Source organism: Sphingopyxis sp. UBA6723 (assembly GCF_002454115.1).
Taxonomy (GTDB): domain Bacteria; phylum Pseudomonadota; class Alphaproteobacteria; order Sphingomonadales; family Sphingomonadaceae; genus Sphingopyxis.
In genome coordinates, this window is sequence record NZ_DKIH01000009.1 from 192224 (window position 1) to 218425 (window position 26202).

Annotated in this window: 25 protein-coding genes and 1 tRNA gene; 6 read left to right on the forward strand and 20 right to left on the reverse strand. The window is 66.4% G+C overall.

From position 1 onward, the window contains the following. Window positions 1-30 precede the first annotated feature (30 nt). The 19 genes from B4F07_RS07025 to B4F07_RS07115 all read right to left on the reverse strand — a co-directional run bounded on the left by B4F07_RS07025 (window position 31) and on the right by B4F07_RS07115 (window position 20404). Window positions 31-106, reverse strand: a tRNA-Phe gene (locus B4F07_RS07025). A 96-nt stretch (window positions 107-202) separates the two neighbouring features. Next, a complete protein-coding gene (locus tag B4F07_RS07030; protein WP_088439327.1) occupies window positions 203-385 on the reverse strand; it encodes a DNA gyrase inhibitor YacG in 183 nt (60 codons plus the stop codon). Then, window positions 375-1358, reverse strand: coding sequence for a ribonuclease E/G (locus B4F07_RS07035; RefSeq protein WP_293702985.1), 984 nt, complete (start codon window positions 1356-1358; stop codon window positions 375-377). Before B4F07_RS07035 ends, B4F07_RS07030 begins: the two co-directional genes overlap by 11 nt. Then, a complete protein-coding gene (locus tag B4F07_RS07040; RefSeq protein ID WP_293702982.1) occupies window positions 1351-1941 on the reverse strand; it encodes a Maf family protein in 591 nt (196 codons plus the stop codon). Before B4F07_RS07040 ends, B4F07_RS07035 begins: the two co-directional genes overlap by 8 nt. Next, window positions 1938-2156 (reverse strand): translation initiation factor IF-1, encoded by a 219-nt coding sequence (gene infA, locus B4F07_RS07045; RefSeq protein WP_088439331.1) that lies wholly within the window; start codon window positions 2154-2156, stop codon window positions 1938-1940. The genes B4F07_RS07040 and infA overlap by 4 nt, the downstream gene beginning before the upstream one ends. Before the next feature lie 72 nt (window positions 2157-2228). Further along, on the reverse strand, window positions 2229-3095 hold the full coding sequence (locus B4F07_RS07050; RefSeq protein ID WP_293702978.1) for a cupin-like domain-containing protein: 867 nt from the start codon (window positions 3093-3095) through the stop codon (window positions 2229-2231). Continuing rightward, window positions 3092-4276: a GNAT family N-acetyltransferase gene (locus B4F07_RS07055; protein WP_293702976.1), complete on the reverse strand. Its 1185-nt coding sequence runs from the start codon at window positions 4274-4276 to the stop codon at window positions 3092-3094. The genes B4F07_RS07050 and B4F07_RS07055 overlap by 4 nt, the downstream gene beginning before the upstream one ends. 157 nt (window positions 4277-4433) lie before the next feature. Further along, window positions 4434-6329, reverse strand: a complete 1896-nt coding sequence (locus B4F07_RS07060) for an XrtA/PEP-CTERM system amidotransferase (RefSeq protein WP_293702973.1) — start codon at window positions 6327-6329, stop codon at window positions 4434-4436. Window positions 6330-6341: 12 nt separating this feature from the next. Next, complete coding sequence (xrtA, locus tag B4F07_RS07065; RefSeq protein ID WP_293702971.1) at window positions 6342-7820, reverse strand: exosortase A; 1479 nt, start codon at window positions 7818-7820, stop codon at window positions 6342-6344. Further along, the gene (locus tag B4F07_RS07070) at window positions 7817-9022 is read right to left on the reverse strand and encodes a TIGR03087 family PEP-CTERM/XrtA system glycosyltransferase (RefSeq protein ID WP_293703396.1); all 1206 of its coding nucleotides are present in this window, start codon (window positions 9020-9022) and stop codon (window positions 7817-7819) included. The genes xrtA and B4F07_RS07070 overlap by 4 nt, the downstream gene beginning before the upstream one ends. Before the next feature lie 107 nt (window positions 9023-9129). After that, window positions 9130-10212: a FemAB family XrtA/PEP-CTERM system-associated protein gene (locus B4F07_RS07075; RefSeq protein ID WP_293702968.1), complete on the reverse strand. Its 1083-nt coding sequence runs from the start codon at window positions 10210-10212 to the stop codon at window positions 9130-9132. Continuing rightward, complete coding sequence (locus tag B4F07_RS07080; protein ID WP_293702966.1) at window positions 10194-11057, reverse strand: XrtA system polysaccharide deacetylase; 864 nt, start codon at window positions 11055-11057, stop codon at window positions 10194-10196. The genes B4F07_RS07075 and B4F07_RS07080 overlap by 19 nt, the downstream gene beginning before the upstream one ends. 42 nt (window positions 11058-11099) lie before the next feature. Next, window positions 11100-12311, reverse strand: a complete 1212-nt coding sequence (locus B4F07_RS07085; RefSeq protein ID WP_293702963.1) for an XrtA/PEP-CTERM system-associated ATPase — start codon at window positions 12309-12311, stop codon at window positions 11100-11102. A 23-nt stretch (window positions 12312-12334) separates the two neighbouring features. Then, the gene (locus B4F07_RS07090; protein ID WP_293702960.1) at window positions 12335-14044 is read right to left on the reverse strand and encodes a hypothetical protein; all 1710 of its coding nucleotides are present in this window, start codon (window positions 14042-14044) and stop codon (window positions 12335-12337) included. Beyond that, window positions 14044-15066, reverse strand: coding sequence for a P-loop NTPase (locus B4F07_RS07095; RefSeq protein ID WP_293702958.1), 1023 nt, complete (start codon window positions 15064-15066; stop codon window positions 14044-14046). Before B4F07_RS07095 ends, B4F07_RS07090 begins: the two co-directional genes overlap by 1 nt. Before the next feature lie 14 nt (window positions 15067-15080). Beyond that, window positions 15081-16628 (reverse strand): XrtA system polysaccharide chain length determinant, encoded by a 1548-nt coding sequence (locus tag B4F07_RS07100; RefSeq protein WP_293702955.1) that lies wholly within the window; start codon window positions 16626-16628, stop codon window positions 15081-15083. Window positions 16629-16679: 51 nt separating this feature from the next. Then, complete coding sequence (locus tag B4F07_RS07105) at window positions 16680-17336, reverse strand: XrtA/PEP-CTERM system exopolysaccharide export protein (RefSeq protein ID WP_088439355.1); 657 nt, start codon at window positions 17334-17336, stop codon at window positions 16680-16682. A gap of 173 nt (window positions 17337-17509) precedes the next feature. Beyond that, window positions 17510-18739 carry a pyridoxal-dependent decarboxylase, exosortase A system-associated gene (locus tag B4F07_RS07110; RefSeq protein WP_293702948.1) on the reverse strand — a complete coding sequence of 410 codons (1230 nt, stop codon included), beginning with the start codon at window positions 18737-18739 and terminating at the stop codon, window positions 17510-17512. Between the two features lie 129 nt (window positions 18740-18868). Beyond that, on the reverse strand, window positions 18869-20404 hold the full coding sequence (locus B4F07_RS07115) for an acyl-CoA ligase (AMP-forming), exosortase A system-associated (RefSeq protein ID WP_293702945.1): 1536 nt from the start codon (window positions 20402-20404) through the stop codon (window positions 18869-18871). A gap of 74 nt (window positions 20405-20478) precedes the next feature. Between B4F07_RS07115 and B4F07_RS07120 the strand changes: the two genes are divergently transcribed. The 4 genes from B4F07_RS07120 to B4F07_RS07135 all read left to right on the forward strand — a co-directional run bounded on the left by B4F07_RS07120 (window position 20479) and on the right by B4F07_RS07135 (window position 23242). Next, window positions 20479-21435, forward strand: a complete 957-nt coding sequence (locus tag B4F07_RS07120) for a GNAT family N-acetyltransferase (RefSeq protein ID WP_293702942.1) — start codon at window positions 20479-20481, stop codon at window positions 21433-21435. Beyond that, the gene (locus tag B4F07_RS07125; protein WP_293702939.1) at window positions 21432-21698 is read left to right on the forward strand and encodes an acyl carrier protein; all 267 of its coding nucleotides are present in this window, start codon (window positions 21432-21434) and stop codon (window positions 21696-21698) included. The genes B4F07_RS07120 and B4F07_RS07125 overlap by 4 nt, the downstream gene beginning before the upstream one ends. A gap of 75 nt (window positions 21699-21773) precedes the next feature. Beyond that, entirely contained in the window at window positions 21774-22460 is a 687-nt protein-coding gene (locus B4F07_RS07130) for a hypothetical protein (protein WP_293702936.1), read from the forward strand. Continuing rightward, window positions 22445-23242: a hydrolase 1, exosortase A system-associated gene (locus B4F07_RS07135; RefSeq protein WP_293702933.1), complete on the forward strand. Its 798-nt coding sequence runs from the start codon at window positions 22445-22447 to the stop codon at window positions 23240-23242. Before B4F07_RS07130 ends, B4F07_RS07135 begins: the two co-directional genes overlap by 16 nt. Before the next feature lie 259 nt (window positions 23243-23501). Here the strand turns inward: B4F07_RS07135 and trxB are convergent, their stop codons facing one another. Continuing rightward, on the reverse strand, window positions 23502-24467 hold the full coding sequence (gene trxB, locus B4F07_RS07140) for a thioredoxin-disulfide reductase (RefSeq protein ID WP_293702930.1): 966 nt from the start codon (window positions 24465-24467) through the stop codon (window positions 23502-23504). A 92-nt stretch (window positions 24468-24559) separates the two neighbouring features. Between trxB and B4F07_RS07145 the strand changes: the two genes are divergently transcribed. Together B4F07_RS07145 and B4F07_RS07150 are read left to right on the forward strand one after the other, a co-directional pair. After that, window positions 24560-25573: an SRPBCC family protein gene (locus B4F07_RS07145; RefSeq protein ID WP_293702927.1), complete on the forward strand. Its 1014-nt coding sequence runs from the start codon at window positions 24560-24562 to the stop codon at window positions 25571-25573. Then, entirely contained in the window at window positions 25574-26200 is a 627-nt protein-coding gene (locus B4F07_RS07150) for a class I SAM-dependent methyltransferase (protein ID WP_293702924.1), read from the forward strand. Window positions 26201-26202: the final 2 nt, after the last annotated feature.

Sequence of the window (26202 nt, forward strand, 5' to 3'; positions counted from 1 at the left end):
GGCCACTCGTCGCTGGGCTTAGCAGAGAAATGGTGCCCGGGGACGGGTTCGAACCGCCGACACTGCGATTTTCAATCGCATGCTCTACCAACTGAGCTACCCGGGCAGGGCCGCTGCGACCCGACGGTCGCGCTGGCGAGCGGCGGCTATAGGCAGGGCTTTGGGTCCTGTCCAGTGGCTTTGTGATGCCCCTTTTCCGGCCTCAACCTTCGTCGAAACGATCATCGTCGGCGGTGCCGTCGGGTGCCTGCGCGGCGGGGACGGCATAGCCTTCGCCGAACCAGTTGAGCAGGTCGCGGTCGCGGCAGCCGCGGCTGCAAAAGGGTTTGAATTCGGGTTCGCGCGGTTTACCGCAGAGCGGGCAGCGCGGCGGTTTACTGGGCATGTCCGGTTCCTTTGCTGGCGGCGTCGGCGGTCAGCTGGACCGGACGCCCCGTGCGATTTTGCAGCAGCTGGGTCCACGCCGGATGCGCCGCAACATGGTCGATCACCGCGGGCCGCGCGGTCAAGGTCAGCACCCCCGTCCCCACCGCGCGCTCGGCCTGCCGCAGCAAAAGGGCCGCGTCGGTGACGACGGGATCGAGCACGACTTGTTCGATCAGCGACGGGCGGTCGCGGCGGCGGATGATCTGCATCAGCCCGAAACCGTTGACCGCGGTGCGTTCATAGGGCTGGGGCAGCGCCGCGTCGATCGCCGCGTCGATCGCCTGACGTCCGGCCCGGTCGGGCAGCGAAGGAAAATCGATGCCGATCGACCCGCCGATGTCGCAGCAGCGGATAACCTCCGCCACTGCCCGCGCGCCTGCCTTGGCTAGCGTCAGCGCGTCGCCCTCGCCATCGATGTCGATCAGCACCATTGCGGGCGTGGCATCGACCCACAGCGCGCCGCCATCGAACGGCCAATGGCCGGTGCGAACATGATCGATCAGTTCGGACCAGCCGGCCTGTTCCAGCCGATCGGGATCGGTCGCGCGCAGCTCGGTAACCGGTATGCCGCTCGCGGCGATGCGGGCGCGCAGGTCGGGGCCGTCGCCGATCACCGCGTCCGCCTCCGCCATTCGCGCCCGCGCCGGTTTGTCGCGGCTGCGCTCGCGCAATGCCATACGGGTAATCTCGACCGTCAATGCCGCACCGATCGAGGTCGCGGGCGGCAGCCCGGTCAGCGATGCCGACGGAGCGCTGGGCCAGTCGAGCGCGACCATTGGCGCTTTCCCGGCCTCGACCAGCCGCGCCGCGACAATCGCCCCGACGCGCGGCCCCGCGCCTTCACGTTCGATCCGCGCCTCAAGAATCTCGTCGCCATCGACCAGCGCCGCCCGCGCCTCGCCGATCCCGGCTTCGTAAAGCCATTCAGCCAAGGGGGATGCCCGCACTGTTCAGCAGGGTGCGCGTTTCGAACAAGGGCAGCCCAACGACGTTCGAATGGCTGCCCGACAGGAAGCGGACGAAGGTTTCGGCGCGGCCCTGGATCGCATAGCCGCCTGCCTTGCCCATGCCCTCGCCGCTTTCGACATACCAGTCGATCTCGGCAGCGCTCAGCACCTTGAACGCCACGACCGTATCCGCGACGCGTACCCGGGCCTTGCCGTCGGTGCCGACGACGCAGATGCCCGAAAAGACATGATGCCGCCGTCCCGACAACAGACCGAGCATCCGGCGTAAATCGGCCTCGTCGGTTGGTTTCTCCAGAATGCGCCGTCCGACCGCGACCGTGGTGTCGCCCGCCAGCACCACCTCGTCCGATGCACGCGCGACCGCCAGCGCCTTGCCCTTTGCAAGCCGCGCCACATAGTCGCGCGGCAATTCGGCCTTCAGCGGCGTTTCGTCGATGTCAGGGGACGCGATGCGCGCCGGGGTCACACCGATGCGCGCGAGCAGCTCAAGCCGCCGCGGCGATGTCGAAGCCAGAACGAGCGCGGGAAGGTTCGCCGCGCTACTCACTTGAAGCGATAGGTGATCCGACCCTTGGTCAGGTCATAGGGGGTAAGTTCGGCGAGCACTTCGTCGCCGACCAGCACGCGAATGCGGTTCTTGCGCATCTTGCCCGCGGTGTGGCCCAGAATCTCGTGGCCATTTTCCAGTTTGACGCGAAACATCGCGTTGGGCAGCAGTTCGACCACTTGGCCGCGCATCTCCAGAAGTTCTTCTTTCGCCATCAGTCCTCTAGGATCTCACAAAATAAGGATGCGCGCCCATAGCCGCAAAATGCGGCGATGAAAAGCGGTCTGTCACGCGACGAGCCGCAGCTTTCGCGCCACCCGCCATCCGATCGACCTGGCCCACGCATAGCTCGGCCAGCGCGGTGGCATCCCCGGGTCCAGCCCGATGCGACGCAATGTGGCGTTGGCGGCGTGCGCTTCGGCTTCGCGGTAGCTCCATTCGCTGCGCCAGGTGATCGACAGCGAGATCGATGGCGCATCGCCGTTGGCGACAAAATGCGGCGCCATCACCGGCATGAGCACCGCGTCGCCGGGACCTAGCGGCACCTGCTGGGCATCGGCGTGGAAATCGTCCTGCCACGGCAGGTTGCGATGGCCTCCGCCGTGATAGCGCTCATGCTCGCGCCGGTCGGCGAACCGCTCGTCGCCCGCGGGCCAGACATGCATCACCTTGGTCCCGCGCAACTGCAGCAGGATGTTGTGCTCGGGATCGAAATGAAATGGGGTGATCGATCCGGGCGAGGAGATGAAGATAAATCCCTGCGGCGTCAGCATCTCTCCAGTCCGCGGCTCGACGACCGATTGGAGCTCGCCAAGCAGGTCCATCAGCAGTGTCCGATAGGCCGGAAGAGTCTCGATATTCTTGAGCACCGCCCAGCTGCCATTGCCGTCGATGGTGCGGATCGTCTCGCCGATCGACAGGCCATTTGACGGAATGTCCTCGGGACGGATCCCGATCGGCACATTGCCCAAATTATATTCGACCGCGCTCGCAGGCAGGCCTTCGCCAAGCTGCGCCAGCGCTTCAAGCGACAAGAGGGGATGGTCTGGGAGGTGATGGTGCAGCAATCCCGCCTGAAGCGGATAAAGCGCCGTCATCGTCGCGAGCGTTTCGGGTGGAAAAACGGGCTTGGTGATCGGCTGATGCGCAGTCATGACGAGCTTTCTACTTCATTTTCGGTCCCCGCGGCACCCTTCCAGCGCCGCCAGAGCCGTTCGATCCTGGTCAGCATCGCAAAGCGCAGCCGGTCGGCGGGCGCCGACAAGGCAGCGTTGACCCACACCAGAGCGCGGCGCTCGCGCCAGACGCTGTCGATCATCGGATGCCCGGGCGCCGCACAGCTATCGACCCACGCGATCAAGGGGTCCTCAAGCAGATCGAGGTTCGCCTGTTGCAACAGCACCCCGGGCGAAAAGCGCGCATAATCCTCGTCGAACGCGGTCTTGAACGAAAAGCCCCCCGGCGGCGCCCGGAAGTTGATCAGCATCGCCAGCGGCCGCTCATCCAAGTCCAGCGCGCGCATATCGAGCCGCCCCGCTTCGGCCGCGGCGGTCAGGATCGCGCGAAACCACGCCTGGGTGTCGCTATGGCTGGCGAGCGCCGATCCGGCGCGGCCTTTCCAGCCGCGCGCCTCCAGATCGAGAAACGCATCGATCCACGGCTCGATCGCCTCGCCCGCCTGCCAGCGCCGAAAGCGCACCGCACCCTCCTCCGCAAGCCGGTTCGCCTGCCGCCTGAGTTCCTTGCGTTTCTTGGCACGCACCGCGGCATCCCAATACTCCGCAGGCGACAGGTCGCTGTCGAGCAGCGCGCGTTCCTCGCGGTGGACGACCTCGGCCTCACCGCCGCGCACCCGTGCGACGTCGACCAGTGCGCGGTACAGCGGACCGTCCTCGGTCAGCCGCGGCACATGCAGCAACGTCCGCGCCCATGGCGCCGCGTCGCACCAGCCGAGCAGGATCGACCAGAACAGCGGCTCGAACCCCGCGCGCACCAGCGGTAGCCCCAGAAAATGATTGGGGTGCGCCCAGCCCGTGACATGGCGCAGCGGCAGACGGCCATAGCGGCGGGCCAGTGCGATCGGCATCATCCCGATCACCGGCCCGTCGCTGCCGTCGCGCACCATAACCAGCCGCGCGGTGCGATCGGGGTCGAGCAGGTGCAACGCCGATTGCAGGCACCAGCGTTCGGCAAACGGATTGGGCTCGCTCGCCTCCGCCGCCAGCCGGTCCCACGCCGCCGACAGCTCGGGTGACAGCGCCAGCGGATCGACGACGCGTACCGTCAGCGGGTCGGCGGGCGCGGCGTCGGCGGGAAAGGCGGGGTGCACCGTCATCGGCGGGAGTTTAGCAGGGAAGCGTTAAAATGGGGTGGCGATTTCGTAAGCCCCTACCGCTCGCGGGAGGGTTTGTAGGGAGGGCTCGTCAAAGATTGCCACACAAGACACAGGCCATCCCCCGACCCCTCCCGCAAGCGGGAGGGGAGAATAAGCGCTATATCCCGAATAATTTCGCCAGCGACTTCTCCAACATGAAAAACTGCCAGATCAGCCGCCCATGGTCCCGCCGCCCTGACTGGTGAGCCGCCACGATCCGTTCGATTTCGGCCATGTCGAACCAGCCCGATCGCGCCAGCGTCGACGACGTCGCCAGCCCCCGCGCCTGCTCGACCAGCGCCCCACGGAACCATTGCGACACCGGCGTCACGAACCCCATCTTTGGTCGATACAGGATGTCGTGCGGTAGGTAGCGTTCCATGGCCTGCTTCATGATCGCCTTGCCGGTCGATCCCTTGACGCGCATCGAAGCGGGCAGGCTCGCGGCAAATTCGATTAGGCGGTAGTCGAGCAGCGGCTCGCGCGCCTCCAGGCTCACCGCCATGCTCATCCGGTCGGTCTTGGTCAGGATGTCGCCGGGCAGCCAGATCATCAGGTCGGCATATTGCGCACGGTCGAGCGGCTCGCGCGCCGGGGCTTCGGCCATCGCCTTCCAATAGCGTGCCTCGGCAACATGGTTGCCCAACGCATGATGCGCCGCGTCATTGAACAGCCGCGACCGTTGCGCCACGCCGGTCACCCCGACCGCCTCGGCATAGCCCTCGGCCCCGCTTTTCGACAGGCTGGCGAGCGTCGCGCGGGCGCGCAGCGGGCGCGGCGCCCAGTCCATCTGCGGCCAGACCTTCGCCAACGGCCCCAACACCCCGCGGCGCATAAATCCGGGGATCAGCCCGCGCAGCCGTTCCTCCTGATGCTGGAACACCAGCCGCCGATACCCCGCAAACGCTTCGTCGGCGCCGTCGCCCGACAAGGCCACCGTCACCTCTTCACGCGCCAGTTCGCACACGCGGTATGTCGGCAGCGCGCTGGCATCGGCGAAAGGTTCGTCGAAATGATCGGCGATCGTGTCGACCAGCCCAAAGTCGCCCGACGAAACGGTGCGGGTGCGATGATCGGTCGCGAACCGCTCGGCGATCTGCTGGGCGTAGGCCGTCTCGTCGAGCGCCGCCTGATCGAAGCCGATGGTGCAGGTCTTGACCGCCTTGGCGCTCGCCTCGGCCATCAAGGCAACCACCGCGCTGCTATCGACCCCGCCCGACAGAAAGGCGCCGAGCGGCACGTCGGCAACCATCCGGTCGGTCACTGCGGCGCGCATCAGATGGACCAGATGTTCGGCCGCCTCGCCCTCACTTGCGCGGATGCGTTTCGAAAAATCGGGCGCCCACCAGCGCGTCGGCGCCGGCACCGGCTTGCCGCGTTCGAGCAACAAGAAGTAGCCCGCGGCGAGCTTCTCGACCCCCGCGACGATGCAATTGTCGTCGGGGACATAACCAAAAGCGAGAAAATCCTCGATCGCGGTCAGATTGGCTTCCTGCCGCAGCAAGGGATTGCGCAGCAGTCCCTTCAGCTCGGACGCAAACGCCACCGATCCGTCCGACAGCCGCGCATAATGCAGCGGCTTGACCCCCAACCGGTCGCGCGCCAGGAACAGGCAGCCGCGCTGATGATCGTGGATCGCAAAGGCGAACATGCCGTTCAGCCGCGACAGGCAATCCGGCCCCCATTGCCGCCACGCCGCAATGATCACCTCGGTATCGCCGCTGGTGCGGAACCGATGCCCGCGATCCTCCAGTTCGGTGCGCAACTCGCGGAAATTATAGATTTCGCCATTGTAGGTGAGCGTCACCGCTTCGTCGTCGCTCGCCATCGGCTGCGGGCTGCCTTCGATGTCGATGATCGACAGGCGCAAATGGCCCAGCCCGACCCCCGCTGCGGTCCACTCGCCCGCTCCGTCGGGGCCGCGGTGCTGCATCGGCGACAGCATCGCGCGCAGCCGCGCCGGATCGACGGGCTTAGCCGTCTCGAGATGATAGATGCCCGCGATCCCACACATATGCTGATGGGCCTAGCGGGTTTTCAGCGCGCGGTCAGCCATTGCCTTGGCTCCGCCCGACGCGGAAACGAAATCCTCTATCGCGTCGCGCCCGCCTTGGCGCTCTTCGCTCGACACGATCAGAGACAGCGCGCGCGGGTCTCCGCCGAGTAGTCGCGTTTTCAGACCTGCGAGCTTCGCGCGGCGCGGATCGCCGGTCACTGCGCCATCGACGACAAACCACGTCGCCGCATCGCGCAGCACGGGGCCGGGATGAAACAGGCGTTCGGTTCGCGCGCCCTCGACCGCGGGCAACGCCGCGCTCCACGCCCATTTGCTGTCGGGATCGACCGCCCCCTGCCCGAACGCGACGACCTCGCGCCCCTCGGCCTGACGTTCATAGCCGCCGATCGCGACGGTCACCCGGCGATCCGCGGCATCGACAAAATGCCGTAGCAGCCGCTGATCGGCGCCGTCGAAGCGCGGCGTCCACGCCATGCCCTCCGCGCGCGTTTCGCTCCAGCCGCGCGGAGCCTCGACCGTCATCGTCGCGGGCAGCGGCGCACTGCGCCCGCCGACCAGCCACGCCCAGCCAGCAAAGGCCAACGGGATCGCAATCGCTATGGGCAACACTGCCTTGGCCGACCCGGCAAAGCGCGATGGGCCATCCAGCCCGCTCACATCGACCGCAACATCGTTCGCGGGCCGGTCGAACCAGCGCCACGCGACCAGCATCACGATCGCAATCACCAGCCCGAAAAAGATCCAGCCATAGAAAATATGGTCGATCCCGCCCGCCGCCTCGATGCCCCAGATTTCGGCGGCAACCATCGTGCCATAGGCGCGCAGCGCGTTGGCGAGGATCGTTGCAGCCAAGGCGAGCACGATGAAGACGATCCGCCGCGTCCAGCTTTTGAAACACAGATGCGCCGCGAACACCGCATAAGCGAGCATCGCGATCAGGAAATTGACCCCCGAACACTCCTCGGCGACCTCGAAGAATCCGGCCGGGGTGGTGATGAACACCCCCTCCATCTCGGCAGAAATGCCCGACAGGTGGAGTAGGATGACGCTGATATGCGCGGTAAAGGTCTGGAGAAGCGGCACCAGTTCCTCGCCGAACGGCACCAGCAGCAGCGCATAGCCCAGCGGGAACAATAGCCCGCGCACCAGCTTCTCGCCCAGCGCCGCGCCGACCGCGCCTTGCAGCATCAGCACCAGCCCGAGTTGCCGAAACAGCCCGACCCCCGCCGCCTCACCGACCAGCCACACCAGCCCCGCCCCCGCCATCCAGACGAGCGCGGGCCACCAGAATACGGGGGTCAGCGGGCGCAGCAGGTCGATCCGCTGCGACACCAGCCAGCCGATCATCGGCACCATCAGCAGGCAATGGGTAAAGGTCGAGCTGTGCCACCAGATGCCCGCCATATCGGCTGCATCGCGCCAGAAGATCACGAGGACCGCCGCCGTGAGCAGTGCGAGCGCGCCCAGATGGCGTTGCCACAACGTCATGCGGGCAGCCCCAGCAGCTCGCCGAGCGGCGCCAGTCGCGCATCCCAGCCATAGCGCGCAATCATCCGCGCGCGCGCTGCCTGTCCCATCGCCGCGGCGGCAGCACGGTCATCGAACAGCGCGCCGACCGCATCGGCCATCGCCGCGGTGCCGTCGGCCACCAGCAGATGATCGCCGGGGGTCGCATCGATGCCGGTCGCCGCAGCGGCGCTCGCCACCACCGGCCGAGCCATCGCCATCGCCTCGAGCAATTTATTCTGCACCCCGCGCGCCAGTAGCAGCGGCGCAACCACCGCATCCGCAGCGGCAAGCCAGGGTCGTACATCCGGCACCTTGCCGGTCACGATCACGCCCGGCAGCTTCGCGAGCGCACGCACCTCCTCGGTCGGCGCCCGCCCGACGATCGCGAACCGCGCCGCCGGGTGCTGCTGACGGATCAGCGGCAGGATGTCGGCGGCGAACCAGCGCACTGCGTCGATGTTGGGGCGATAGTCCATCTGACCCGTGAACACCGCCAGCGGCCCCTCACCGCCATCGACCTTGTCGAATGTCAACGCCGGATCGAACCGGTCGGTGTCGATGCCATTCTCGACCGCACGCACCTTGTCGGATCCCAGCCCACTGCGCGCGCGAAACAGCGCCGCCTCGGCGTCGCTGACGAGCAGGCTCGCATCGACGCTCCGCGCCACCGCGGCCTCATAGGCACCCAGCACCCGCGCCTCGCGCTGATGCACCCAGTGCAATGGCTGGCGCTGGTCCTGCTCGGCATAAGTCGCGAATTTGGCCGAATCGACATCGACGAAATCCATCAACACCGGGCCCCCGAAATCGGTCGGCAGATATTGCGCCATCTGGCCCGAGAAGCCGACGATGTGGGTGATGGGCCCGCCGCGAACCAACGTATCAACATGGCGCGCGAGCGCGGCATTTTTGAACAACCGGTTCGACACCGGCTCGCCGCGCAGTACCGCTTGCGCCAGTGCCACCGGGCGCGACACATTGCGTACTTCGATCGCCAAACTCTTGCAAAGCGGTGCCATCTTTTCGCGCGCTATTGCTGCATCCTGTTCATTGTCGGCGAGCGCCGCAACATGCACTGGCGCCAGCTTCGCCAGCGCTTCGAACACATGCCAGCTACGGATCCGGTCGCCGCGGTCGGGGGGCCACGGCGCGCGATGCACAAGAAACAGGATTTGGGGCATCATCGCTTCCCGTCATTGCGAGCAAAGCGAAGCAATCCAGAGCGGTTTACGCCACTCTGGATTGCTTCGCTTCGCTCGCAATGACGATGTGTCCGAAAGCACCGCGATCACCCCAATCCGCGCGCGATCAGCGGCCCAATCCGGTTCGCCGCCCACAGCGGCATTTTCTTCCACAGATCGACCTGCAACCGATATTTGGCGCTGTTCGGATTGGTGTCGCGCGGCGTCTCGCCCGGCGCCAGCCAGCGCGCATAGACCAGCGGCTGCGGCTCGAACCCCCAGTTCTTCTTGTAGCTATACGGCCCGGTCCCAACCTTCGACCGCCCGAAATCGAACCGCGTGCAACCCTTGGTCCGCGCATGGCGCATCAGCGCGAAATACATCTGCTCGTTGGCGCGCAGCCGCCTTGCATCCGCAATCCCACCGCCCCAATAGGGCATCACCGTGCCGCGCCAATACAGGCTGACAACGCTCGCGACGGGGCGCCCATCCTGCCGCACGGTCAAAATATCGGCATCGTCGCCGAACGCATCGAGCACCGCATCGAACAGCGCCTTGGGGAACACCGGCGTCCCGAGATTGCGGACGCTGGTCGCGTAGATATGATAATGGTCGCGCCGCTCCGCCGCATCGCGGCCGGTGGTCACGGTCAAGCCGCTCTCCAGCACTTTGCGCACCTCGGCGCGCTGCTTGCGCGGGATCGCGAGCAGTTCGGCGTCGTCGTCGCTGGCGAGGTCGCGCGCGAACCCCGCGTATACTCCGTCTTCGCGGTGCCACCCTTCGCCTTCGGGCTGCGGCCCGCCGCGCAGTTCAACCGAGGGAACGCCCAGCGATTGCGCCATCGCTGCCGCCCCCTCGGCCAACGTCGCCGCCACCGCGGGATCATCGGCCAGCATACCGCCATCGACAGCAAAACCGCTGCCGACCAGTGCTTGTCCGAACAGCGGCGAGCGGACATGGTGCAGCGGCAACAGGCCGGTCAGCGCCCCCTCCGCATCGCGCGCAGTCACCAAATGGCATTGATGCCCGGTCGCCCGCGTAATCGCCTCACACCAGGCGCGGCTGTGAAAGGGCGTCGCGTCCGGATACGCTGCGACATAGGCGTCCCACGCCGCCGCGTCGGACAGCGGCGCGCCGGAAAAGCCATCCTTCACCGGACGGATCGGCGCATTCACGCCGCCGCGCGCCACGGCTGCGCGCGGTCCTGCTGCGCCGGGAGCAGCGCGTCGGCGCGCGTCCATTCAAAATCAGCGAGCAGTTTCTTCAGCTTGCCAGCCATGGCCGACAAGCCACTGTAATGACGGATCTTCGATTTGATCGGCGCATCGGCGACGCGCGGCTGGCCCGGGTCGATTTCCCACGGATGGAAATAGAGGATCGCCGGATGCCCCTCGGCGTTCATCCGCGCAATCGCCCAGCGCGTAAAGCCATAAGGCAGCATCCGCATGAAGCCGCCGCCGCCTGCTGCGAGGGTGCGCCCGGCAAAGCGCGCCGTCGTCACCGGCCATTCGACCATATCGCTGTCGGGCAGCGGCCGCCAAGCATGGCGCGGGCTTTGCGGCCAACCATAATGGTCGTGGAGCACGGGCGCGACGCTCGACGAATAAGCATAGCCCTGCTCGGCGAGCACCGCATGCGCCCAAGGGGTGCGCGTATCGACCGAGAAGCTCGGCGCGCGATAGCCGCGCACGGCGACCCCGCCCAGATCCTCAAGGATCGCCTGCGTCTTTTGGAGGTCAGCGGCAAATTCGTCGGCGGTCATGTTGAACACGCGCTTGTGGTCATAGCCATGGCTCGCCAGCTCATGCCCCGCGGCAACAATGCGCTTGATCAGCGCCGGATAGCGTTCGGCAACCCAGCCCAGCGTGAAGAACGTCCCCTTGGCGCCGGCATCGGCAAAAATCTGCAAAACCGCGTCGCAATTCGCCTCGACCCGGCACTCAAGCGTCGGCCAGTCGGCGCGGTCTATCGTGCGCTCAAAGGCGCCGACCTGGAACCAGTCCTCGACATCGACCGACAGGCCGTTCTGCATCATTTCTCACCTTCATCGACCGGATAGCCGATTTCGCGGCGGCTGTCAGGCCGCCCAAGTCCGCGACGTCGCCGGGTTGGGGGCATTCTCTGGATCGCGCTCGACCCATTCGATCAGTAGGTCGAGCACGCGGCGCAGCGCGGCATCCTGTTCGACCAGCCGAGCCTCCAGCGAAGCGATCTGCGCTTCGAGCGCCGCCAATTGTTCAGGATCGATCGCCGGGGCCGGTTCGGGAGTCAGCTCCAGCACCTCGGCCTCGGGAGATGTTGAGACAGGCTCCGCAAACGGCGGGCGTCCATCAGCGGCGCGCTGCGGCCAGTCGAGCGTGGTTTCGTTGGCTGCCGTCGGGGCGGCGAAGGGCGCCGGCGTCGGCGCCACCGCAGCGGCAGCCGCCGCCACGACTTCCTCGACCGGCAATGGCGCCAGCGTCGATGCATCGATCCCGCGGTCGGCCTCGATCTCGGCGACGACCGAGCGCACATTTTGCGCCGTGATCCGCGTCATCTGCTCGACCGCGCCATACAGCAGCAAGCGGCTGACCAGCACGTTCAGCTTGCGCGGCACGCCTTCGCTATAATCGAAAATTTCCTCGAACGCGTCGGGGCTGAAGCTCGGGTTGCCCGTCCAGCCGACCTTGCCCAGGCGGTGGAGGATATAAGGCTCGACCTCCTCGGGCTCCATCGGATCAAGATGATGCGTCGCGATCACCCGCTGGCGCAGCTGCTCCAGCGTCGGCGAATGGAACAGGGTCTGGCGAAATTCCGGCTGGCCGAGCAGGAAAATCTGGAGCAGCGAATGGCCACCGAGCTGGAAGTTCGACAGCATCCGCAATTCTTCAAGCGCCGAGACGGCAAGATTCTGCCCCTCGTCGACGATCAGCAACGTGCGTTTCCCCGCGCGCGCCTGTTCGCGCAGATATTGCTCCATCGACCGCAGCAGTTCGGCCTTGCTTTCGCCTTCCCACTCGATCCCGAACTGTTCGGCGACCAGGCGGAGCAGATCGTCGCCCTCGACCTGCGTCGACACCAGCTTGACCGCGGTCAGGCGATTGGGGTCGATGGTGTTCATCAGATGGCCGACCAGCGTCGTCTTGCCCGCGCCGACGTCGCCGGTGATGACGATAAAGCCCTCACCCTGCGCGAGTCCGTAGCCGAGGTAGGACATCGCCTTGCGGTGGGTGCCGCTTTCGAAATAGAAGTGCGGGTCTGGCGTCAGCTGGAACGGACGCCCGGTGAAACCATAGAACTGATCGTACATCGTCAAAATTCCCGTTTGCCTGGTCAGAAGTTGTAACGCAGTCCCACCAAAGCTGAACCAATAAGCTGGCTGTTGAAGCCGTCCTGATCAAAGGCGTTGAGGCTCGCCGCCGCGGTCCCGGTCAGCCCGCGCCAGAACCGCCGCGCATAGGCCGCCGACAGACCTGCCGACTGCACATCGCTCGCCCCCGGCGCGCCGTTGTCGAAATAGTTGAGATAACCGGTCAGGCTGATGTCCGAATCGACGTCGAGCTGGCGTCCTGCCGACAGGAAGAGATAATAATTCTCGTCCTTGATCCCGTTCAGGTTCGCGATCGGCGACAGCAGCGGCGCCAGCAACTTGCGCTGGTCATATCCTATGCCGACGCCATAGCTCCACCCGGCATAGCGCGACCCAATCGTCGCCTGCACGCCGCGGCTGCGATATTGCGCCGAGGTCGCGTTGCCGAGCTGGTTGTTCAGGCATCCGCCACCCTCCTGCCCAAACACGCACGGATTGATCGTCCCGCCGATTGGGTTGCGCGTCGGGTCGAACTGGGTCGGCAGCGCCGCCAGCCCCCCCGACAGCCCACGGCCCAGGCTCGACAGCCCGTCATAGACGCCGACCTGGATCGTCGTCGCATGGTCGGCGCGATAGGAAAAGCTGCCGGTGTAGATGGTATCGCCGTAACGGCGCCCGACGCGCGCGGTCGCCGACGTGCGGCGGCTCGGCTGCCACATCACCCCGGCGTCCCAGATCAGCCCGTCGGTATCGAACGACAGCTGGCGCGGGGTCGATTTGTCGGTGACGAAACGGCCGTTCGCATCGCGCACGGGCACGCCATTTACGTCGAGCACCGGATCCCGCTGGCCAATCTCGATGTCTTCGTAACCCACGCCGCCCAATATCGCGACGGTCGGCCCGATCGGCATCGTCACGTCGGCGCGGGCATATTTGCCCTCGAACCGCTGGTCGAGCTGGCTTGCGTCCTCGCGCTCATAGCCGCCCGACAGCTGCCAGCCGAACGGCAGGTCGCCCGGCCGCGCGCCGACGCTGGCCCACGCGACATGGTTGGTCGAGCTGTCGAAAATATCCTGCGGCTGGCTGCCCGGTGCCAGGATCGCGGGCTCATCGACATCGACCTTGGTATAGCCGAAGCGATAGCCAGCCCCGACATCGAGCCCGCCGATCCGGCGCGCAAAAGTCGGCCCTGCGTACACCGAATAAAGATTGGCGACATTGCTGGCGTTGCCGATGAACAATCCGCTATCGGCGCCCTGCCCGTCGGCGCGGGTGCGGGTGGCGAGCGCGCCGCCCTCCAGGTTCAATCCGCGCGCGACTTCAATCCGGCCGCGAGCCAGCCCGCTGATCGTATCGGAATCGCCCAGCCCGCCGTTCCAGCCAAAACGATGCTCATAGCGCAGCGTCGCCGCCAGTTCGGCGCGCGTCGTCACGATCGCAGCATCCACCCCGACCGCAACATTGGTATAGGTCAGGACGTCGCCGCCATTCTTCAAATCGGCGGTCAGCACCTGCCCGACCTCCAGATAGGGGCTGACATCGACCTGCCGCTGGTTGCGGCGGCCTTCGGCGCGCTTCGCCGCGCGGCCCGGTTCGGCCGCCGGGGCGCTCGTCGGCGCATCGCTCGCGCCGGATCCGGGGTCGCCCGAAAATTGCGCGTGCGCGCCTGTCGCGGTTCCCGCCAGCAGCAGTGCCGCCAGCGCACCAGCGTGGCGCAGGGTGGTGGTGCGCATCACGCGCCTCCTTGTCCGTAATAGGTGCCGAAGCGGCGGCCACCCGGCGAAAATTTCACCCCGTTGAGCAGCAGCTGGATATGCGGACACGCGCCCATCAGGCCGATCGCGTCGCGCAGCGCAGATTCCAAAGTTTCGTCGGCGCGCACGACCATGATCGTCTGGCCGACATGCCCCGCGAGCACCGCGGCGGGCGATGCCGCCAGCACCGGCGGCGAATCGATGATCAGGATGCGCCCGGGGACGCCCTGTTCGAGCTGCGCCAGCAACGCATCGGTTCGCGCCGAGGCGAGCAGTTCGGTGTCGTGCATATGCCCGGTACCAGCGGGCATGACCTTCAGCCCCGGAATGTCGGTCTGGATAAGGCAGTCGCCCAGCGGCAGATGCGCATCGGCAAGCGCGTCCATCAGCCCCGGACCATCCTCCAGCCCCAGCGCTTCGAGCACGCTGGGCTTGGCAATGTCGGCGTCGATCAACAGCACGTCATGGTCGGCCTCGACCGCCAGGCTGAGCGCCAAATTGACCGCGGAGAAGGTCTTGCCCTCCCCCGGATTGGCCGAAGCGATCAGCACGCGGTGGCCGCGCGGCAGGATCGGGCGATTGCCGACGCCACCGAAATTGCGGATCAGCTCGCGCTTCACGATGCGATATTCTTCGGAAATGCCGGTGACCGGGGTACCCGGCACAATCATCCCCCGCGACGCGAGCCGCGCGCGGTCGATCGTCCCCTGCCGCGTCGGCACGATCGCAGGGGCCGCCTTGGCAATCTCTTTGCGCGGCGAAGGCTTAGGCGTTGGCGCCGTTTCAACCGTCGGTGCGGCCTCGACGACAGGGTCGAGGCTTTCGGGCGGCAGCACGTCGGCGACGGGTTCCGCCTTGACCGTCTTCGCCTTTTTGGGCGCTTCGGGCGGCAGGCTCGACACGTCGATCGTCGGCGCATTGGCAGCGGGATCGAGGCCGAACATGTCGGCGGCGCGTTCGAGGAGCGAGGGCGGGCGCTTGACTTTGCGTTGGTCGTTCATGTCATCGTCCCCCGTCACGCAACCATGCCGCGCTGGATGAATTCGGCGACCAGCAGCAAGGCATAGAGCCCGACCAGCGCGCCGCTACCGCTCGCCAGCCACACCAGCTTCTTGCGCCGTTCGACATGACGTTCGGGGGTCACCACTTCGGTAATCGACCCGATCACCGGCAGTCCGCTGGCGCGTTCCAGCTTCGCCGCGGTGGCATAGCTCGCGCGGACCTGACCCAGCCCGAACGCCGCGCCGACGCCGCCGCCGATCCCGGCGAGCAGAACGATGGTCAGGAACAAAGGCCGATTGGGCGCCGCTGGGCTCGTCGGCTTCGTCGGCGGATCGAGCAGCTCGATCTTGATCGCATCGGTTTCGGTCTGCACATCGCCGCGCAGCCGCACCTGCTCGCGCTGACCCAGCAGCTTGTCATATTGCGCCTTGAACGCGGTATATTCGCCGTTGATCCGGTCATATTCGGCGGCAATGCCGGGGTTCTGGATCTGCTGCGAGGTTATCCGCGCGATGTCGCCGCTCAGCTGCGCCTTGCGCGCGTTGAGCGCGCTCACCGTCGCCTGCCGCTCGGCGCGCATCGCCGCGAGCGAGGCATAGGCCGGGTTCTGCGAATTGCCGCCGCCACCGGCGCCCGCACCTTCGCGGTCGGCCATGGCTTTCAGCGAGGCGATCTGGCTTTTGAGCGCAATGACGTCGGGATGCGCATCGGTCAGCCCGCGCGAACGCATCGACGACAGTTCGTTCTGGGCGCCCGCCAGCTGCTGCCGCGCGACGCCGCCGCCGACGCTACCCATCCCGGGGACGTTGATCGTCGCGGGGGTCGAGGCAAGCTGGCCGTTCGCCGCTGCCAGCTGCGCCTGCGCGGCCACCAGCTGCGAATCGATCTGGCCGAGTTCAGCGCGTGCCGCTTCGACACGCTGTGCGGGTGATCCGGCACCGCCGGGGATCAGCCCGATATTCTGTGCCTCGAACGCCGCCCGCCGCGCTTCGACTTCGCGCAGCGCCTTTTCGCGATCGGCAATCTGTGCATCGAGGAATTTCAGTCCCTCGCGCGCGTTCATCCGCCCGCCGCGCAGCTGATCGTCGCGAAACACCGTGATCAGGCTGTCGAGTACACCCGATGCCAGCTTGGCGTTGTCGGCGTCGGACAGGCTGCCGACCCCGATGCTCGAAGTGATTTCAAAGATATTGTCTTGCTGCGGGATCACCTTGATATTCTTTTGCAGCATCGCAACCGCGCTGGCTTTCTCGCGCTCGCCCGCACCTGCGGGCAGCAAGCCCGTGGTAGCCGCGACCTTTTCCAGGTTGCGCGCGCTGGTCAGCGTTTCGCGGATCTGGTCGATCCGCTGGCGGCCGCCGAACGTACCGCCCTGCGGATCGTCGGGCAGGATTTCGTTGATGTCGACGAGCAGCCGGGCGCGGGAATCATAACGATTGGGGATCGACGCGATTGCCAGCCAGCCGAGGATGCAGATACCCCACGCCACCGCCAGCACGAGCCACCGGCGCGTCCAGACGCTGTGCAGCGCCACCCGGAATTCGTCGTAAAGGCTGTTCATCGGTTGCGATCAATCCTTGGGAGATGGGTCGGTTGGTGCGGGCGGTCTGGGTCAGAACATGCTTTCGGGGATGATGATGACATCGCCGGGCTGCAACCGCACATTGGCCTTGATATCGCCGCGCTTGATCAGGTCGTTCAGCCGCAGCCCAAACTCCTGCTGCTTGCCGCTGCCCTTGTCGAAACGGACGAGTCGTGCCTTGTTTCCAGCGGCATATTCGCCGAGGCCGCCGACTGCAATCATTGCATCGAGCACGGTCATGTTGGCGCGGAACGGAATCGAGGCGGGTTTTTCGGTCGCGCCGACGACGCGCACCTGCTGCGAAAAGGTGCTGTTGAACGTGGTGACGATCACGCTGACGATCGGGTCGGTGATATATTGGCTCAGCTGGAGCTTGATGTCCTGCTGCAACATCGTCGGGGTCTTGCCGACCGCGGGCATGTCGGTGATCAGCGGGGTGGTGATGCGGCCGTCGGGGCGCACCTGCACCTTGCCGCCGAGTTCGGGGTTGCGCCAGACAAAGATCTGCAGCTCGTCGAGCGGGCCGATGATATATTCCTCGCCCGGACCCTCTTGATTCTGCACGAAATTCGCGCTGGGCAGCTGCGGCGCGCTGCTGCCGCCGCTTGCGCAGCCGGAGAGCGCCGTCGCCGCGATACCGGAAACGAGCGCGGCGCGGGCGACGCGAAGCGAGGGGAACGAAGCCATAATCAATCAACCTTTCGTGCCGCGGGCCGCCGTCGCGGTCCAAATCCCCGCGACAATCGTCATTGCGTCAGCATCCACCCTTGCGCGAAAAGGGTGAACATAGAGTTAGTGTTGCGATAAGTGCGACTAGCACATCGGAAGAACTGTCCCGTTAAGGCACAAGTTTTGACCGATCAGATGAGCATTTCGCGCGCCGGACCCTGCCCCAGAAACGCTGCCGGGCTCGCGCTGGCCCCATAAGCCCCTGCCTGAAAGATCGCGATCAGGTCGCCGACGTCGGCGCGCGGCAGCCCTACCTGGTCACCCAATCGGTCGAGCGGCGTGCACAGGCAGCCGACGACCGATACGGTCTCGGTCGGCTCGCGACTAAAGGCGTTCGCGACCGCGATCGGATAGTTGCGGCGGATCACCGTCCCGAAATTGCCGCTCGCCGCCAGCTGGTGGTGCAGCCCGCCGTCGGTGACCAGAAACGTCTCGCCATGGCTGGTCTTGCGGTCGACGACGCGGGCCAGATACACCCCCGCTTCGGCCACCAGCCAGCGCCCCAGCTCCATTGCAAACCGGCTGTCCGCGAGCACCGCGGGCCGCCCGGCCAGCGTCTCGCCCAGCGCCCACCCGACCGCCGCCGCATCGACCGCGTTGTCACCCGGAAAATAGGGTACGCCCATGCCGCCCCCCAGATTGACCAGCGGCGGCGTCGCCCCGATCTCCTCCGCCAGCCGCGCTGCGAGCGCGACCGTCTGCTTCTGCGTATCGGCGATCGCCGCGGCATCAAGTGCCTGCGATCCCGCGAAAATATGGAAACCCTGCCAATCGGCGCCCGCCGCGATCAGGTGCCGGACCAGCGCCGGAACCTCGGCAGCATCGACCCCGAACGGCTTGGCGCCGCCCCCCATCTTCATCCCCGATCCTTTGAGGTCGAAGTCGGGATTGACCCGCACCGCCAGCCGCGGCGTCACGCCCAGCCGCGTCGCGATCGACAGCGCTCGCTCTCCCTCGCCCGCCGATTCCAGGTTGAGCGTCGCCCCTGCGACAATCGCCGCCTCCAGCTCGCGGTCGCGCTTGCCGGGTCCGGCAAAGCTGATGTGCGCCGCCGCCATGCCGCTGTCGATCGCAGTCTTCAGCTCGCCGCCCGACGCGACGTCGAACCCATCGACCAGCCGCGCCATGAAGGCGAGCAGCGGCGCATAGGGGTTCGCCTTCATCGCAAAATGGAGCTGTACCGCGGCAGGCATCGCGGCGCGCCATTCGGCGACGCGCGCACTCAGTATCGCGCTGTCATAGACAAATAAAGGCGTATCGCCCGCCATATCGGCCAGCGTATCGGCGCGGTCGCCGCCGATCAGCAGCATGCCGTCTTCGTCGGCGGCGTAACCGGGCGGGATCGGACCATGCGGCTTCATGCCGCCACCCTCGGTTCTGGAGTCAAACTGGGCCCCCAAAACCCGTTCGTGTCGAGCGAAGTCGAGACACCCTTCTGGGCAGCGCGTCGTCGATGGGCATCTCGACTTCGCTCGATGCGAACGGAGAATTTAAACATCTTGATACCCATGCGCCCAATCGGCGGCAATCGCCACCCGATCGAGCTTGCCATTGGGATTGCGCGGCAGCGCATCGCGCCATTCGATCACCTGCGGCTGCATGAAATTGGGCAGGTTCTGGCGCAGATAGGCGCTCAGCCCCGCTTCGTCGGCGACCCCGCCCTTGCCGCGCACGATCAGTATGATCGCCGCCCCCAGCCGTGTATCGGGCACCCCGAACGCGACGGCCTCGTAGATCAACCCCGACGCCACCGCGACATCCTCGACCTCGGTCGGGCTCACCCGATTGCCCGCGGTCTTGATCATCGCATCGTCGCGCCCGACGAAATAGAGGAGACCATTGGCGTCGCGGCGCACCGTGTCGCCCGACCACACCGCCATGCCGCCATATACCGATACCCGCGGCGCCGGTTTGAACCGCTCGGCGGTTCGCTCGGCATCCTGCCAATAGCCCTGCGCGACCAGCGGCCCGCAGTGCACCAGCTCGCCCGGCTCCTCGTCGGGGGCGATCGTGCCGTCAGGGCGGCACACCAAAATCTCGGCATGCGGGATCGCGCGCCCCATCGAGGTCGGATGATCGGCCACATATTTCGGCTCGAGATAGGTCGATCGAAACGCCTCGGTCAGCCCGTACATCGGGTAGATATCGGCGTTCGGGAAGGTCGCGGCCATCGCGTCGATCAGCGACGGCGTCAGCGCCCCGCCGCTGTTGGTCAGTCGCTGCAAATGCGCGGCCGCGTCGGCAGGCCAATCGCTCTCGACCAATTGCACCCACAAGGGCGGCACGCCCGCCAGCGTCGTCGCCCGGTGCCGCGCCACCGCCTTCACGACGTCACGCGGGGTCAGATAATCGAGCGGTGCGACCGCCGCCCCCGCATACCAGCTCGAAAACAGCTGGTTCTGCCCATAATCAAAACTCAGCGGCAGCACCGCGAGCACGCGGTCGTCTGGCGCCAGTTTCAGATAGGACGCGACACTCTCCGCCCCCAGCCACAGATTGGCGTGGCTTAGCATCACGCCCTTGGGCCGCCCGGTCGATCCGCTGGTGTAAAGGATCGCCGCCAGATCGTCAGAATTAGTTGACGAAGGCGGCACTCCCTCCCCGTCCGAATCGATCACCGCCTCGGCGACCGTCAAATCCTGAACCACGCAATCATCGGGCCGCCCGTCGCCCAGCATCTCCGCCCGCGCGCCGTTGGTGATGAGCAGCTTCGCGCCGCTATCGGCCAGAATATGCGCGACTTGCGGCCCCTTGAGCAGTGGATTGACCGGTACATGGATCAGTCCCGCGCGCGCGGCCGCCAGCGGCATCAGGCACGCGGCCCGCGTCTTCGCGCTCCAGCTCGCGACCCGTTCGCCCGGCGCGCCCGCCTGCTCCCGCAGCCACGCCGCCAGCCGCCCGACCCCCGCATCCAATTCGGCAAAGGTCAGGATCCGATCGCCGATCAGCAGCGCAGCCGCCTCCGGCGCGCCGCGCAGGGCGAGATGGTCGATCGGCCGGGAAGATGGGTTTTCGGCTTTGGTCATCGGCTGTTAGGAGTGAAGTGATAGAGGGCGACACCATGCAAGGGAACGGTGAACATCACGCTAATGATCAGCGGTTGCCCGCGACCGCGCACGCCACCGGCCTCGCCTCGCCCTTCGACCGCGCAGCGTGGTTCGACCTGCTCGAATCTTATGGCTTTGCCGGACAAGGCCGGGTCGACGCGCAGGGCCGCGCGGGCGCCGTCACCGCATGGCTGCCGCTGCGCATCGAAACGCCGGGAGACGTGGCAGGCCTCACCAACTGGTACAGCTTCGCGATCCGCCCGCTCTACACCGGCGACGGCGACCGCGGCCCCGCCTTGCGCGCGCTGTTCCACAATCTCCGCCGCTCCGCCGCGCACCTGACGCTGTACCCCGTCAGCGATCCCGACGACCTCATTGCCGCGCTCCGCGCCGCGGGCTGGTGGGTCAAAGCCACCCCCTCTGGCGACCGCCACTGGCTCGACCTCGGCGACATGGATCATGACGCCTGGTGGGCCAGCCGCCCCGGCGCGCTGCGCAATACCGTCCAGCGCAAAGCGAAAAAGGGCATCGTCGATATCCAGCTGCTCACCGAATTCGATGATGGCAGCTGGGCCGCCTACGAACAGATCTACGCCGCGAGCTGGAAACCCGACGAAGGCCACCCCGCCCTCCTGTGCGCCTTTGCCGAGACCGAAGGCGCCCGGGGCAACTTGCGGATGGGCATCGCGCGCATCGACGGCATCCCCGTCGCCGCGCAGTTCTGGACTGTCGAGGACGGCACCGCCTTCATCCACAAGCTCGCGCATGTCGAGGACAGCCTGAAAGCCTCCCCCGGCACCCTGCTCTCCGCCGCGCTGTTCCGCCATGTCATCGACATCGACAAGGTGAAGCGCGTTGATTTCGGCACCGGCAACGACGCCTACAAGCGCGACTGGATGAACCGCCACGACCCGCTGTGGCGGATCAAGGCTTTCAATCCGTCGCGCCCCGCGGCATGGGGACCGGCATTCAAGGCCTTCGCCCGCTCCCTGCTGAGGAAAGAAAATTGACCGAACCCGATACCGTCGACGCCACTCTCCGCGCCCTGCTCGCCGACGTGCTCGGCCTCGGCGAAGAACGCGCCGCGGCGCTGACCGAAGACAGCGGCCTGTTCGGCGCGCTGCCCGAGTTCGACTCGATGGCAGTGGCGACGGTGCTGACCGAGATGGAAGACCGCCTCGGTATCCTCATCGACGATGACGAGATCGATGGCGAGATCTTTGAAACCTACGGCAATTTGCTGGCGTTTTCGCTGCGCAAAGTGACCGATTGAGAGGTATCGGTTTGCATCCGTCCCCCTTCTATCGTCATCCCCGCGAAGGCCGGGATGACGACAGGGAGCATGCGAATGGCGATCTCCACCCCCGAGCATGTCCTCCGCATCACCCCCACCGGCCCCCCGCGCGGCACGATCCTGTTCGTCCCGCCACTGTTCGAAGAAGCCAACCGCACCCACCGCACCCTCGTGCTCGCGATGCGCGCGCTGGCGGCCGAAGGTTTCACCACCCTGCTCCCCGACCTCCCCGGCCAGAACGAAAGCCTCGTTCCGCTCGAACAGGTCGATCTCGCCAGCTGGCAAAGCGCCCTCGCCGAAACATCGACAGCCATCGGCGGCCCGCTGATCATCGCCTCGCTGCGCGGTGGCGCCCTGATCGATCACCAAGCAAAAGCCGCCGCCTGGTGGCGCCTCGCCCCCGTCGGCGGCGCGTCGCTAGTCCGCACCCTGATGCGCGCCCGCGTCGCCGCCGACCGCGAAGCCGGGGTAACCTCGTCGCTCGACAGCCTGCAAGCCGAAGCCGCTACCGCACCGCTGCTCCTCGCCGGAAACCGCCTCTCCCCAACCATGATCGCACAGCTCGCCACCGCCGAAGCCCAACCCGTCACCCCCCTCCGCACCGTCGCCCTCGGCAGCGGCGCCGACGACATCGCCGGCACCCCGCTATGGCTGCGCGCCGAACCCGGCGAGGACACCGCGATGGCCAAGGCAATCGCCGCCGACATCGCCGCATGGAGCACGACATGCGGCATCAACTGACCTTCCCCTGCGAGGGCGCCACCCTCGCCGCGACGCTCGACGAAGCGCCCGGCACCACCGGCCTGCTCATCGTCTCGGGCGGCAATGAAATCCGCAGCGGCGCGCACCGCGGTATGGCGACGCTGGCGCAGCGCATCGCCGAGGCCGGTCACCCGGTGTTCCGCTTCGACCGCCGCGGCATCGGCGACAGCGAAGGCGAAAATACCGGCTACACCAGCAGCGCCCCCGACATCGCCGCCGCAATCGCCGCCTTCCGCCGCGCCGCAACGCACCTCACCCGCATCATCGCCTTCGGCAATTGCGACGCCGCCAGCGCGCTGCTGCTCCACCAGCCGCTCGCACTCGACGCGCTGCTCCTTGCTAATCCGTGGACTTATGAAAGCGACGACAGCGAAGAAACCGACGAACCCGCGCTGCCCCCCGCCGCCGCGATCCGCGCGCGCTACCTTTCGCGGCTGACTGACCCCAAAAGCCTGCTCCGGCTGCTCAAGGGCGAGATCGACGTCAAAAAGCTGGCCCGCGGCCTGTCCGCGCTGCGCCGCCGCGCCGCGCCCGCCGCCCCCGACAGCCTGCCCGCGCGCCTCAACGCCGCGCTCGCCAGCCTACCCTGCCCCGCCACGATCCTGCTCGCCACCGGCGACCGCACGGCGCAGGCGTTTGTCGAGAATTGCACTCCCGGCGCGGTGCCGGTCGAACGGCTGGACAGTACGTCGCACAGCTTTGCTGGGGACGATGCCGAGTGGTTGGCGGAACGAATACGCCGCGCTCTAAACGCGCTATAAAATTTCGCGCAGAGGCGCAGAGATCGCAGAGAAAGGCATTGTTCACGCGGAGACGCGGAGACGCGGAGACGCGGAGGTGCCGAACAGCTTTTTGGGGCGGGCTGCGGCCGTTACCCGAAGCGCAGTCTCGCGGCACAGATTGAGCGGCTTTGCCGCTCCTCATTTTTCTCCGCGCCTCCGCGTCTCCGCGTGAACCAAAATACTCTGCGATCTCTGCGATCTCTGCGCCTCTGCGCGAATCCCTTCAAATTCCGTCCTGTCAGGCCTCCACCAACGCCTTATATTCCGCCTCGGCCAAAAACCGCTCGGCGTCCAGTGCCGCCATACAGCCCATACCCGCCGCGGTCACCGCCTGGCGATACACCTTGTCGGTCACATCGCCCGCCGCGAACACCCCCGGAATCGACGTCAAAGACGTCCCCGGCGTAACTTCCAGATACCCGTCGCTATCCAGCGGCAGCTTGCCCTTGAACAGCTCGGTCGACGGGCTGTGGCCGATCGCGACGAACCCGCCATCGGTCGGCTCGTGGCTCGCCTCACCAGTGACGGTGTCGATCAGATCGACCCCGACCAGCCCCGAAACTCCCTCACCGGCGACGAAGCGCTCGACCTTCTTGTTCCACAAGACCTTGATCTTCGGATTGGCGTGCAGCCGGTCCTGCAAGATTTTTTCGGCGCGCAAATGGTCGCGGCGGTGGATCAGCGTCACATCGTCGCTGTGGTTGGTCAGGTACAGCGCTTCCTCGACCGCGGTGTTACCGCCGCCGATCACCACGACCTTTTTGCCGCGATAGAAGAACCCATCACAGGTAGCACAGGCCGAAACGCCCTTGCCCCCCAGTTCCTGCTCGCCCGCCACGCCCAGCCATTTCGCCTGCGCACCGGTCGCAATGACCAGAGTTTCGGCCATATAGACATCGCCGCCGTCACCGGTGATCTTGAACGGGCGCTGCGACAGGTCAACGTCGACAATGGTATCCCAGATCATCGACGTGCCGACATGCGTCGCCTGCGCGGTCATCTGCTCCATCAGCCACGGCCCCTGCACCACCTCGGCAAAACCGGGGTAGTTTTCGACATCGGTGGTGATCGTCAGCTGGCCGCCGGGTTGCAAGCCCTGCACCACGATCGGCATCATGCCGGCGCGCGCGGCATAAATGGCGGCCGACAGGCCGGCGGGGCCGGAGCCGAGGATGAGCATCTTGGTGTGGTGGGTAGCGGGCATGTCGATCTTTCAAAACGCTGTGCGGACCCGCACAGATGGGTGTTGCCAACCGCGCTAGCAAGGGACAGGCTGCACGCCAAGAGGGAGCCCGCGTGACGACGAACCACCCACCAGCCGAAACGGCCCCAGCGCCGCGGCGCCGCGATAACTGGAAGCTGGTCACAGCCCTCATCGTCGCCCTTGCTGCGGCCCTTGGGGTCTATTTTCTGGCCGCGGCGGGATCGGGCGCGACGATCGGCTATGCGCTGATTGTCGTGCTGCCCGCGGCGCTGACCGCCTTCATCGCCTGGGTCGGCAGCATGGGCCGCGACTGGTCGCGCGGTACCTTTTTGGCCATCCCGCTGTGGCTGGCCTTTGCCGCGACGCTCATTGGTGCCGTCTTCCTTCGCGAAGGCGTCGTTTGTCTAGTAATGGCCCTGCCCGTGTGGATTGCCTTCGGCTATATCGGCTTGTGGCCGGTTTACCTCTATCGCCGCTCGCGCAAGCGCGTCGATCCGGCGACCTTCCGTGCCCATGCCCTGCTGTTGATCCCCTTCCTGGCTTTGCTGATCGATCAGCAGATCGCGCCGCCGCGCGAGACGCGCACCGTGGTTCGCGAAATCATCGTCGATGCGCCGCCGTCGGTGGTGTGGCCGCGTCTGCTCGCCATTCCGGCGATCGCGCCCGATGAAGGCCGCTGGAACGCCAGCCAGGATCTGCTCCGCCTGCCGCGGCCGCTGGCAGCCCGTTTGTCGGGCGAGGGTCGCGGCGCAGTCCGCGACGCCTATTGGCAGGACGGCATCCGGTTTCAGGAAATTGTCACCGACTGGCAGACGAACAAGCGCCTGCAATGGCGTTTTGCGTTTCCCGACCCAGCGATTCACGAACGCACCGATCGACATATCGAACCGCACGGCCGCCATCTCTGGATCGACACCGGCGGCTATCGCCTGATACCGCTCGCCGACGGCAGGACAAAAATCCGGCTGTGGACACGCTATCAACTGGCCACTCCGTTCAACGGCTATGCGGGATGGTGGGGCGAGCGCATATTGGGCGATATTCAGGACAACGTCCTTGCCATCGTCGCCGCGCGAACGGAACGCGGCGCTGGGGGAGACCGATAAATGGCAAGCTGGTGGGAACGTCATGGGGTGCCGCGGCTGATCAAATGCGCCTGTTCGCAGGGGCAGATCATGAAGGTGCGCAGCAAGGTCGTACCCAACGCCAGCGGCGACGTACTCGAGCTCGGCTGCGGCGGTGGCATCAACATGGAATTTTACGACCCCGCCCGCGTCACCAGCTTCACCGGGCTCGACCCCTCGCCCGAATTGCTGGCGATGAGCCGCGCCGCAGCGCAGGCCCGCGAGATGGCCGCGGACATTCAGGGCGGCGTCGGCGAAGCGATGCCGTTTGCTGACGCGCAGTTTGACACCGTCGTCACCACCTTCACCCTCTGCTCGGTCGCCGATCAGGCCGCGGTGCTCGCCGAAATCCGCCGCGTGCTCAAACCCGGCGGCACCGCGCTGTTCCTCGAACATGGTGCGGCGCCCGACGCAAGCGTGGCGAAATGGCAGCGACGGATCGAGCCGGTGTGGAAACGCATCGGCGGCAATTGCCACCTGACGCGCCCGATTTCCGGCGCCTACGAACAGGCAGGCTTTGCCGTCGACCGGCAGGCCGCAGCCTATATTCCCAAAACCCCGCGCCCGTTCGGCTGGTACGAATATGGCGCGGCGCGGCTAAACGCCTGACT

What these genes read in the sequence shown, in the direction of transcription:
- B4F07_RS07030 (WP_088439327.1), bottom strand. Translation starts at nt 385, where the DNA reads ATGCCCAGTAAACCGCCGCGCTGCCCGCTCTGCGGTAAACCGCGCGAA.
- infA (WP_088439331.1), bottom strand. Translation starts at nt 2,156, where the DNA reads ATGGCGAAAGAAGAACTTCTGGAGATGCGCGGCCAAGTGGTCGAACTG.
- B4F07_RS07050 (WP_293702978.1), bottom strand. Translation starts at nt 3,095, where the DNA reads ATGACTGCGCATCAGCCGATCACCAAGCCCGTTTTTCCACCCGAAACG.
- B4F07_RS07055 (WP_293702976.1), bottom strand. Translation starts at nt 4,276, where the DNA reads ATGACGGTGCACCCCGCCTTTCCCGCCGACGCCGCGCCCGCCGACCCG.
- B4F07_RS07060 (WP_293702973.1), bottom strand. Translation starts at nt 6,329, where the DNA reads ATGTGTGGGATCGCGGGCATCTATCATCTCGAGACGGCTAAGCCCGTC.
- xrtA (WP_293702971.1), bottom strand. Translation starts at nt 7,820, where the DNA reads ATGACGTTGTGGCAACGCCATCTGGGCGCGCTCGCACTGCTCACGGCG.
- B4F07_RS07070 (WP_293703396.1), bottom strand. Translation starts at nt 9,022, where the DNA reads ATGCCCCAAATCCTGTTTCTTGTGCATCGCGCGCCGTGGCCCCCCGAC.
- B4F07_RS07080 (WP_293702966.1), bottom strand. Translation starts at nt 11,057, where the DNA reads ATGATGCAGAACGGCCTGTCGGTCGATGTCGAGGACTGGTTCCAGGTC.
- B4F07_RS07085 (WP_293702963.1), bottom strand. Translation starts at nt 12,311, where the DNA reads ATGTACGATCAGTTCTATGGTTTCACCGGGCGTCCGTTCCAGCTGACG.
- B4F07_RS07090 (WP_293702960.1), bottom strand. Translation starts at nt 14,044, where the DNA reads ATGCGCACCACCACCCTGCGCCACGCTGGTGCGCTGGCGGCACTGCTG.
- B4F07_RS07095 (WP_293702958.1), bottom strand. Translation starts at nt 15,066, where the DNA reads ATGAACGACCAACGCAAAGTCAAGCGCCCGCCCTCGCTCCTCGAACGC.
- B4F07_RS07100 (WP_293702955.1), bottom strand. Translation starts at nt 16,628, where the DNA reads ATGAACAGCCTTTACGACGAATTCCGGGTGGCGCTGCACAGCGTCTGG.
- B4F07_RS07105 (WP_088439355.1), bottom strand. Translation starts at nt 17,336, where the DNA reads ATGGCTTCGTTCCCCTCGCTTCGCGTCGCCCGCGCCGCGCTCGTTTCC.
- B4F07_RS07110 (WP_293702948.1), bottom strand. Translation starts at nt 18,739, where the DNA reads ATGAAGCCGCATGGTCCGATCCCGCCCGGTTACGCCGCCGACGAAGAC.
- B4F07_RS07115 (WP_293702945.1), bottom strand. Translation starts at nt 20,404, where the DNA reads ATGACCAAAGCCGAAAACCCATCTTCCCGGCCGATCGACCATCTCGCC.
- B4F07_RS07130 (WP_293702936.1), top strand. Translation starts at nt 21,774, where the DNA reads ATGGCGATCTCCACCCCCGAGCATGTCCTCCGCATCACCCCCACCGGC.
- B4F07_RS07135 (WP_293702933.1), top strand. Translation starts at nt 22,445, where the DNA reads ATGCGGCATCAACTGACCTTCCCCTGCGAGGGCGCCACCCTCGCCGCG.
- trxB (WP_293702930.1), bottom strand. Translation starts at nt 24,467, where the DNA reads ATGCCCGCTACCCACCACACCAAGATGCTCATCCTCGGCTCCGGCCCC.
- B4F07_RS07150 (WP_293702924.1), top strand. Translation starts at nt 25,574, where the DNA reads ATGGCAAGCTGGTGGGAACGTCATGGGGTGCCGCGGCTGATCAAATGC.